Origin of the sequence: Streptomyces sp. NPDC058964 (genome assembly GCF_042741275.1) — a bacterium.
Taxonomy (GTDB): domain Bacteria; phylum Actinomycetota; class Actinomycetes; order Streptomycetales; family Streptomycetaceae; genus Streptomyces.
The window spans coordinates 9,603-9,904 of the sequence record NZ_JBHYKH010000338.1; positions in this window are offsets into that span (position 1 = coordinate 9,603).

A 302-nucleotide genomic window follows, 5' to 3' on the forward strand; every position below is an offset into this window, starting at 1 on the left:
GGGGGAGTCGCACTCTCTGTGGGCGGCCCCGCCCCCGCCCCCCGCCGCCACCCAGAATAACGCGTTGGGGGCCGCTCCCCGCCCCCCTGGGCCGGCCTCCACCGTCCAGAGCGCCCCTCACCCGAGTGTCGCGCCGATCAGGCAGGGGTCCGTCTGGCCGGGTTGTCCGGACCCAAACTCTAGTTTAATGTTGCAACCAGATGTAGGGCGGTGGAGGATGTTGCCCGCCACCCGTCGATGCAGACGGGGCCGAGGGACCGTCAGGCCCTGTTGCACGGCGCGCCCTTCGTCGGCGGTGGAAC